Below are 8,500 nucleotides of genomic sequence, written 5' to 3' on the forward strand. Positions count from 1 at the left end.
CCCACCCCGGAATTCCCCTCTGTGCTGTCGCTCCTCAAGCGATATCGGCGCCCCCTCATGGTCGGCGTCCTGCTGCTCTACCCGCTGGTCGCCTTCCTGCTGAGCGGGCGAAAGGGCAGGGACCCCAACCCCATCGACCGGGCGGTCATCGCGGTGACGTCGCCCGTCCAGCAGGTGCTCACGGCCTCCATCGAGGGTTCGGTGTCGGCGGTGCGGCACTACCTGGATTTGCGCGGGGTGCGGCAGGAGAATGACGCCCTGCGGTTGGAGAACCTCCAGCTCCGGGCCTCGGTGCAGGCGCTGGGCGAGTCGCGCACGGAGAACGAGCGGTTGCGCAAGCTGTTGGGCTACGCGGAGGCTGCAGCGGGGCCGGAGATTCCGGCGCGGGTGGTGGGCGTCAATCCGGTGGCCAAGCTCTTGTCGGTGCGCATCAGCGCGGGGGAGAAGGAGGGCGTCTTCCGGGGCATGTCGGTGGTGACGCCGGATGGAATCGTGGGACAGGTCATCCGGGCCACGGGGAGCTATTCGGACGTGGCGCTGGTGACGGACTCCCAGAGCCGGGTGGCGGTGCGGGTGCAGCGTTCCAGGGCGCGGGGCACGGCGTCGGGTGCTGGCAGCGGACCTTTGAAGCTGGAGAACATGCTGCGCACCGAGGACGTGGACAACGGAGACCTCATCATCACCTCGGGCACGGATGGCATCTACCCACCGGGGCTGGTGGTGGGCCGGGTGACCCATCTAGAGAAGAAGGAACACGGCATGTTCCAGGGTGGGGACATCGTGCCGGCGGTGGACACCAGCAAGCTGGAAGAGGTGTTGGTGGTGGGCAGTCCCTACAGCGCGATGGCGCAGGGCAGCGCGGCGGAGGGTGCGTCGAAATGAAGTTCCTGGTGACGGTGGGCATCGCGCTGGCGCTGCTCACGTTGGAGTCCGTGGTCGTCAAGCAGGCGGGCCTGGTGCTGGGCCGCATCGACGTCACCGTGGTGCTGGTGGCGTTCCTCGCCCTGCGCGCCACGCTGCTGGAAGGCGCCTTCTCCGCGTTCGCGGTGGGCTACCTGTTGGACTTGATGAGCGGCCAGCCCACGGGGCTGTTCACCTTCCTCGCCGTCTTCACCTTCCTGGTGGGGCGGCTCGTGTCGACCTTCGTGGACGTGCGAGGCGGCCTGTCCTTCGCGCTGTTCGCCATGGGCGCGGACGTGGGGCACGGCCTTCTGGCGGCCTTCTTCACCTGGCTGACGGTGAAGGACGGTGGCACGGGGCCGGTGCTGGCGGGGCTGCCCGTGCAGGTGGCGCTCACCGGAGCCGCGGCCCTGGCGCTCTTCCCGTTGCTGCGGCGTTTCGAGGCGGCGCAGGACCGTCCGGCGGGGTTGCTGAGGTGACGCCTCCGACGCTGGGCAACACGACGCCAGGCCGCGAACTGCGCCGGCGCTTCCTGTGGCTGGGCCTGGCCATGACGGTGTTGCTGGGCGTGTTGTCCATCCAGCTCTACCGGCTGCAAATCACCCGGGGCGAGGAGTACTCCGCCAAGAGCGTGGCCAACTTCGTCAAGGAGGTGCGCCTGCGCGCCGACCGCGGCGTCATCAAGGACGCGCGCGGCACCATCCTCGTCGACAGCCGCCCGTCGTTCGACGCCGTTGTCACGCCCGCCTTCTGCACCGACTGCTCCGAGCAGGTCATCCCCCGGCTGGCGGAGCTGCTCCAGTGGGACGCCGACCAGGCGAAGAAGGTGGAGGACCTGGTGCGGCAGGGCCGGCGCAACGCGCCCTTCCAGCCCGTGCCGGTGCGCGTGGACCTGACGCGGGACGAGTACGACCGGCTGGCCGCCCGCCGTGACATCCTGGACGGCGTGGAAGTGGCCCCCGTGCCGCACCGCCACTACCGGACCAACACGGTGCTGTCGCACGTGCTGGGCTACATGAACGAAATCACCCAGGAGGAGCTGGAGCGCCTCAACGGCGACGGCTCGCGCTACGCGCTGGGGGATTACATCGGTCGTCGCGGCCTGGAGCGTTACTTCGAGCAGCGCCTGCGCGGCCAGGACGGCGTGCGCAAGGAAGTGGTCAACGCGCGCGGCCAGAAGATTGAAGAGCTCAACGTCAAGCTGGGCGACAACGCCGTGGTGCAGCCCCAGGCGGGCAGCAACCTGGTCCTCTCCATCGACATGCGCCTGCAGGAAGAGGCCGAGCGCGCCTTTCCCGGCGTGACGGGCGCTGTCGTCGCCATCGACGTGCACACGGGCTTCATCCGCGCGCTGGTGTCGCGGCCCGGCTTCGACCCCAACCTCCTGACGGGCCGCGTGACGCCCACGCAGATGGCGCAACTGTCCAGAGACCCGCTGGAGCCCATGGTCAACCGCGTGGCCGCGGAGCACTACAGCCCGGGCTCCACGTTCAAGGTCGTCACCGCGCTCGCGGCGTTCAAGTCCGGCGCCTTCCGTCCGGAGACGGTGGTGAACTGCCCGGGTGGTTACCGGCTGGGCGCGCGCACCTGGCGCTGCCACCTGGACCGCGGCCACGGCCCGGTCAACGGCCTGGACGCGATGAAGAGCTCGTGTGACACGTGGTTCTACAAAGTGGCGGACACCATCGGCCTGGACCCCATTGGAGAGATGGGCAAGTCGCTGGGCCTGGGCAGCCCCACCGGTATCAGCGTGGTGGCGGAAGTGCCGGGCATCATGCCGACCAGCGCGTACCACGACAAAGCCTCTCCGGGCGGCTACACCAAGGGCATGGCGCTCAACAGCGCCATCGGCCAGGGCGACAACAACGTCACGCCGCTCCAGCTCGCGCTGATGTACGCGGCCATCGCCAATGGCGGCACGCTCTACAAGCCGCAGATGGTCCAACGGCTGGAGAACCTGGACGGGCAGGTGGTCCAGGAGTTCAAGCCAGAGGTCGTCCGTCGGGTGGAGCTCCCCCCGGCGCACCTGAAGTCCGTCATCGAGGGCCTGGTGAAGGTGGCCCACGAGCCGGGCGGCACCTCCTACCGCTCACGCCTCAAGGGCATGCGCGACTTGGACGTCCTCGTCGCGGCGAAGACGGGCACCGCCCAGGTGGCGCGCCTGGGCGCCATCCGCCTCAGGACGCACCAGATGAGCTACTTCGAGAGAGACCATGCCTGGTTCGCGGGCTTCGCCCCGGCGGACAAACCGGAGATCGCCGTCGTCGTGCTCAACGAGCACGGTGGTCACGGTGGCGTGGATGCCGCGCCGACGGCGATGGCCGTCATCCAGAAGTACCTGGACCTGAAGAAGCTGGATGCCTCGGCGCCGCCGCCGCGTCCCAATCAGCCCTACACCCCCTCGGTGCTGCGCGCGCCGTCTCCGGACGAGGCGGCCCTGACGCGCGGGGTGAAGCCCCCGAAGCTGCTGCCGGGCGACGAAGAGGCCTTGGAGGACACCCATGCAACTCCGGATTGAGCGGCGGATGGTGCCCCACGTTCCCTGGGGCCTCATCATCTGCGTGCTGGGCGTGTCGCTCCTGGGCATCTGGAACCTCGCCTCGGCGTCGCGTCCTCCGCTCGCGCCGGTGTGGTCCAGCCAGGCGCTCTACCTGGGGCTGGGCGTCGTCGCCGTGCTGGTGGTGTGTCTGGTGGACTACCGCTGGATTCAGCGCATGGCGATGCCCATCTACGTCGCCAACATCCTGGCGCTCATCGCGCTGCGCTTCATCGGCCACACGGCCAAGGGCGCGGAGAGCTGGTTCGTCATCGGCCCGTTCCGCCTCCAGCCCGCGGAGTTCATGAAGATTGGCGTCGTGCTGATGCTGGCCAAGGTCTACCACGACGACTTCCGCCCCAATGAGCCGTCCTACGGCCTGGTCCGTCTGTGGAAGCCGGTCCTCGTCGTGGGCGTGCCCTTCGTCCTCGTGCTCGTCCAGCCGGACCTGGGCACCGCGCTGATGATTGGCCTGTCCTCGCTCACCGTCATCCTCTTCGGCAAGGTGCGCTGGTACCTGGTGGCCACGCTCGTCGCGGCCATCCTCGCGGGCGCCATCGTCATCTGGAACGACTACGTGCGCGACGTGCCGGAGCCCCGGCCCACCATCGTCCGGCACCACCTGAAGAAGCACCAGAGTCAGCGCATCTCCGGCTGGTTGGACCCGGAGGCGGACCTGCGCGGCAGCGGGTACCACGCGGCCCAGTCGAAAATCGCGGTGGGCAGCGGCGGTGTGTCCGGCAAGGGATGGCGCGAGGGCACCCAGACGGGCCTGCGCTTCCTGCCCGAGCAGCACACCGACTTCATCTTCTCCGTGTGGGCGGAGGAGCACGGCTTCGTGCTGTGCACGCTCCTGCTCGTCCTCTACGGCGCCATCTTCATCTTCGGCCTGGGCGTGGGGTTCAACGCCCGGGACAGGTTCGGCGCCTTCGTGGCCGTGGGCGTCGTCGCCATGCTCTTCTGGCAGGTGTTCGAGAACATCGGCATGGTCATCGGCCTGCTCCCCGTGACGGGAATTACCCTGCCGCTGATGAGTTATGGCGGGTCTTCCATGATGTCCGTGATGCTCAGCATTGGCTTGTTGGTGAACATCAGCATGCGGCGTCACATGTTCTGAGACGTCGCGAGCCGCGACGCTCGAACCGGTGCTCCGAAGCGAAGGACGGCGAGGAGCGCTCGGCGGCTGCTCGCGGGTGGTGTATGAATCACCCCACCAATTCCGGGGGGAGGGCGAGTCCCTCTCGGGCCGGTGGAGGTCAGGCATGCAGAGGAAGGTCGGGCAGAAGGTGAGTGGGAGTGTCCGCGTGGCGGAGATTCCCGTGGCGGCGAGGGACGTGAAGCCCCCGGCGCCAGCGCCCGTGGCGCGGGCCCCCGTCGTGGTGAAGGACGAGGTCCGAAAACCGGCGGCGTCGCTGCCGACGTTCTCGCCCCTCATCGAGCGCAACCAGGGGGAGCCTGAGCACCGGGAGTTTCCTCGGGCTCAGCTGACGACGCGTTTCGAGGTCTGGGTGGATGACGCGGAAGGCGGGCGGAGATTCGCGGCGAGCCTGGCCTCCATCAACGTCAGCGTCAGCGGGGCCTTCCTGGAGAGCACCTTCTACCTGCCCATGGGCACGGTGCTGGGCGTGAGCTTCTCGCTGGAGCCAGGCGCCTCGCCGGTGCGGGCGCGGGCGGAAATCGTCCGGGAGGAGCGTGAGGACGGCCCCGAGGGACGCAGCGGCTTCGGCATCCGCTTCCTCGACTTCAGTGGACAGACGGAGGTCGCCCTGGCGCGGCTCTTCGTGGGAGCCCGGCTGCGAGCCTTCGCGGAAGACTACCTGCACTCCCAGCGGGCGCGTTCCCTGCCCAACGAGCTGGAGCGCGTGGTGGATGTCCTTTCGGCGTGGGAGTTGCTCAAGGCGACGAGCACCGAAGCGGACCCCTGGCAGGCCAAATAACGCCTGACACCCCACTCCGAGGGTCGGCCAGCCATGGAAGGGTGGGGGGGATTTGCTGGAGACACGGATTGAGGAGCGGCTCGCCCAGGGCCGTGGGCGCCACCGCGAACCGCCTGTCTCAGGCGGGCTTGCCACCCGCCAGCAGGCGTCGCCGCTCCGCCTGGTAATGCGCTGAACACAGTCCCTTCGAGCGCTGCTCCCGCGTGCAGTCCGGCATGGTGCAGCGCCGGTCTGATGCCACCATGTTGCCCGCAAGGGCCTTGGGCGGACGGCCGCGGCGACGGCTTGCCGCCATGCCGTTGCTGTTGCCACCCGTGGGGATGCCCTGGTTCATCGCCCGGAGGACGCCTCGGCCAATCGCATCGCCAAGCGCTTCCGCCCAATTCACCAATGCGGGGGTCAGGGGGACCTTCGACAACTCCTTACGTGGTCGTGCCATGAAAACTCCCGTGAAAACAGTCAAAACAAACAAGGCTTCCAATGCGCCTATTTGGCGGTGGATGTCAACGCTGTCAATACAACCAGGGAGGGGTCTCGTCTGACTCGCAAAACCCGCGCGGAAAATTGATGACAAGACTGCAAAGGGATACGTGTTTCCCGCAGGCGTGGCGGACGAGCATTCGGTATCCGCGCTGTATTTGTCCGCAGGGGTGAAAATGACGCGGAGTCTGAGAAATCGCTGAAGGCTCGTCACGACAACGTCGCGCGAGTCGATTCGGGTGTTGGGTTGGATTGAGTCAGTGCCGCGGCAGGGCAAAGCCGCTGCTCCAACGGTTCCGGGCTCGCGAGAAGGATCCGCTGACAAGCCATGCTTCGTGGAGTCAGGCCGTGGAACGAACGGGGCGGGCATCGCGCCGGCCAGAGGCGCTCGGGGGGACGCTGGAACTCATCCCACGACCGGACAGCGCGAAAGGGCGACAGTGCCCTCGGGGTGACAACAAGGCCGGGCGAGGCGCGACGTGGGACGCGAGGTCCTCACGTGCGCACAGGCCCGGCGAAGCGGCCTACAGCGCCTTCTTGATGGCGTCTTCGATGCGCGCCTTGGGGACGGCGCCGACAATCTGCTCCACGACCTTGCCGCCCTTGAAGAGCAGCAGCGTGGGGATGGACCGGATGCCGTAGTCCTGCGGCGTTTGCTGGTTGTCGTCGATGTTCATCTTGGTGAACTTCACCTGACCGCCATACTGGGTGGCGAGCGCGTCGATGGACGGGGCGATGGCGCGGCACGGCGCGCACCAGGTCGCCCAGAAATCCACCAGCACGGGCTCCTGGGAGTCCAGCACCAGCTGCTTGAAGTCGCCATCTCCGACCGCCTTCACGTTGTCGCCTGCCATGGTGTCTCCTTCGGGCCCTCTCCGGCCTGCACGGCGCGTCGTCTAGTACGTGCCCCGGGAGCCTGCAAGAATCGGCGGACTGTCAGCCGATCTGCCAGAAATGATGCGGTGGACAAGCGGGGGTTTCACCCGTCATTCCGAACGGCTCCCCATAGAAGCCCGGCGCTGGTGTAGGCTGGCGGGCGTGACGAAGCTCTTTCTGCCCCAGTCCCAGCTCGAGGAGTGGGCACTGGCCGACAAAGCGGACGTGCGGGATGGCCGGCTGGTGGTCATGGCCGAGGGCGGCACCGCCTTCGCCGTCTCTCCCGCCGTGCATTTCCTGCAACTCGTGTCGGGCGAGGACACCCACGGTCTGGTGGCCAAGGTGAAGACCGAGGAGCAGCTCTCCCGCCTGGGGGCCGAGCAGATGGCCGACTCGGTGCTGGTGGGGGAGTCCGCCTACGAGGTCGTTCCAGGGTATGTGACGGAGGTGCCCTCCGGGGCGCCGAAGCCGGAGGCGGCGGGCAAGAAACCCGATTCGGAGACCGACCTGTTGGCGGCGTTCCTTCTCAACAAGATGGGCTGATTCGCTCGTCTGTCACGGTTATTGCCTGAATCCATGAGCCACACGCTCGTATCGCTCGCCTGCCACGCCTACGGCATCGCCGCCGTGGCCTATCTGGCCTACCTGGTCCGCCAGTCGGACGCGCTGGCCATGGCCGGGCGCGTACTGGTGGGTGGGGGGCTCGTGCTGCACGGGGTGGCCCTGTTCGAACTGCTGGGGGCCCAGTCCGGCCGCCCCGTGGGGATGGCCCAGGGCTTCTCCACGCTGGCCTTCCTGTTGCTGGCCATCTTCCTGGCGTTGGATGTGCGCTACCGCCGCCCCGTCATCGGCGCGTTCCTCACCCCGCTCGCGGTGACGGTGCTGATACCCGGGCTCTTGATGCACGGAGGGCAGTCGCCGCTCCCGCCGGGGGTGCGACAGCCGCTGCTGCCGCTGCACATCACCCTGGCCTTGTTGGGGCTCGCGGCGTTCGCGGTGGCCGCGGGGGTGGGCGTCATGTACCTGTTGATGGAGCGGCAGGTGCGCGCCAAGCGCTTCGGCCTGCTCTTCTCCCGGCTGCCGTCGCTGGAGTTCCTGGACACCCTCAATCGGCGTTTGGTGGTGTGGGGCTTCATCGCGCTGTCCATCACCCTGGCGACGGGCGCGTTCTTCGTCGCCACGACGGTGGGCTGGCAGTGGGACGGCAAGTCGATTGCCACGGTGGTCGCGTGGGCCGTCTTCGCCGCGCTCGTCAACGCGCGCATCTTCGCGGGCTGGAGGGGACGCCGGGTGGCGTTGCTGACCATGGCGGGGTTCTGTCTGGTGCTGGTGTCGTTCCTCACCTCGTACGACGTGACGACGAGCACGGCGGCCGCCCTGAGGATTCCCTGAGTATGGAGCTCGTCTGCATTGGCCTGTCCCACCGTACGGCGCCCCTGGTGGTGCGCGAGCGGTTGGCCCTGTCCGAGACGCGTCAGGTGGAGGTGCTCCAGCGGCTGGCCCAGTCGCCGGTGGAGGTGCTCTGGGTGTCCACCTGCAACCGCGTGGAGGTGTATCTGTCCGCGCCGGACGGGCTGGTGGCTCGGGAGCGCGCGGTGATGGAGCTCCAGGCGCTCGGCGGTGAAGAGGCGTTGGAGCACCTGTACGAGCACCGCGGCGAGGCGGCCCTCATCCACCTGTTCCGCGTGGCCTCCAGCCTGGACTCCATGGTGCTGGGCGAGGCGCAGATTCTCGGGCAGGTGAAGGACGCCTTCGAGCGGGGGCAGGGCGC

General features: G+C 68.1%; 9 protein-coding genes and 1 pseudogene. 8 read left to right on the plus strand and 2 right to left on the minus strand.

The genetic code is table 11. The features are described from left to right. Positions 1-21 precede the first annotated feature (21 nt). The 5 genes from mreC (at position 22) to HR086_RS41860 (ending at position 5,373) form a co-directional block, all read left to right on the plus strand. Entirely contained in the window at positions 22-882 is an 861-nt protein-coding gene (gene mreC, locus HR086_RS41840) for a rod shape-determining protein MreC (protein WP_174454961.1), read from the plus strand. Next, complete coding sequence (locus tag HR086_RS41845; protein ID WP_174461903.1) at positions 879-1,379, plus strand: hypothetical protein; 501 nt, start codon at positions 879-881, stop codon at positions 1,377-1,379. The genes mreC and HR086_RS41845 overlap by 4 nt, the downstream gene beginning before the upstream one ends. Further along, positions 1,376-3,418, plus strand: a complete 2,043-nt coding sequence (gene mrdA, locus HR086_RS41850) for a penicillin-binding protein 2 (RefSeq protein WP_174454962.1) — start codon at positions 1,376-1,378, stop codon at positions 3,416-3,418. Before HR086_RS41845 ends, mrdA begins: the two co-directional genes overlap by 4 nt. Next, positions 3,402-4,553 (plus strand): rod shape-determining protein RodA, encoded by a 1,152-nt coding sequence (gene rodA, locus HR086_RS41855; protein ID WP_141648961.1) that lies wholly within the window; start codon positions 3,402-3,404, stop codon positions 4,551-4,553. Before mrdA ends, rodA begins: the two co-directional genes overlap by 17 nt. Before the next feature lie 145 nt (positions 4,554-4,698). After that, complete coding sequence (locus HR086_RS41860) at positions 4,699-5,373, plus strand: PilZ domain-containing protein (RefSeq protein ID WP_141648960.1); 675 nt, start codon at positions 4,699-4,701, stop codon at positions 5,371-5,373. A 118-nt stretch (positions 5,374-5,491) separates the two neighbouring features. On the opposite strand, the gene HR086_RS41865 is transcribed toward HR086_RS41860, so the two are convergent. Beyond that, positions 5,492-5,812 (minus strand): hypothetical protein, encoded by a 321-nt coding sequence (locus HR086_RS41865; RefSeq protein ID WP_141648959.1) that lies wholly within the window; start codon positions 5,810-5,812, stop codon positions 5,492-5,494. A gap of 565 nt (positions 5,813-6,377) precedes the next feature. Next, entirely contained in the window at positions 6,378-6,707 is a 330-nt protein-coding gene (gene trxA / locus HR086_RS41870; RefSeq protein ID WP_141648958.1) for a thioredoxin, read from the minus strand. Positions 6,708-6,891: 184 nt separating this feature from the next. On the opposite strand from trxA, the gene HR086_RS41875 reads away from it, so the two are divergent. From HR086_RS41875 to HR086_RS41885, 3 genes and pseudogenes are all read left to right on the plus strand, one after another. Beyond that, positions 6,892-7,272 (plus strand): hypothetical protein, encoded by a 381-nt coding sequence (locus HR086_RS41875; RefSeq protein WP_141648957.1) that lies wholly within the window; start codon positions 6,892-6,894, stop codon positions 7,270-7,272. A 33-nt stretch (positions 7,273-7,305) separates the two neighbouring features. Next, entirely contained in the window at positions 7,306-8,121 is an 816-nt protein-coding gene (locus tag HR086_RS41880) for an inner membrane protein YpjD (RefSeq protein ID WP_141648956.1), read from the plus strand. Between the two features lie 2 nt (positions 8,122-8,123). Continuing rightward, positions 8,124-8,500 (plus strand): annotated as a pseudogene (locus HR086_RS41885) (glutamyl-tRNA reductase); the annotation flags it as partial.

This window comes from Myxococcus sp. CA039A, from assembly GCF_013336645.1.
Taxonomy (GTDB): domain Bacteria; phylum Myxococcota; class Myxococcia; order Myxococcales; family Myxococcaceae; genus Myxococcus; species Myxococcus llanfairpwllgwyngyllgogerychwyrndrobwllllantysiliogogogochensis.

Excerpts from the sequence above, each read along its gene's own strand:
- HR086_RS41845 (WP_174461903.1), top strand. The coding sequence starts at position 879 with ATGAAGTTCCTGGTGACGGTGGGCATCGCGCTGGCGCTGCTCACGTTG.
- rodA (WP_141648961.1), top strand. The coding sequence starts at position 3,402 with ATGCAACTCCGGATTGAGCGGCGGATGGTGCCCCACGTTCCCTGGGGC.
- HR086_RS41860 (WP_141648960.1), top strand. The coding sequence starts at position 4,699 with ATGCAGAGGAAGGTCGGGCAGAAGGTGAGTGGGAGTGTCCGCGTGGCG.
- HR086_RS41865 (WP_141648959.1), bottom strand. The coding sequence starts at position 5,812 with ATGGCACGACCACGTAAGGAGTTGTCGAAGGTCCCCCTGACCCCCGCA.
- trxA (WP_141648958.1), bottom strand. The coding sequence starts at position 6,707 with ATGGCAGGCGACAACGTGAAGGCGGTCGGAGATGGCGACTTCAAGCAG.
- HR086_RS41880 (WP_141648956.1), top strand. The coding sequence starts at position 7,306 with ATGAGCCACACGCTCGTATCGCTCGCCTGCCACGCCTACGGCATCGCC.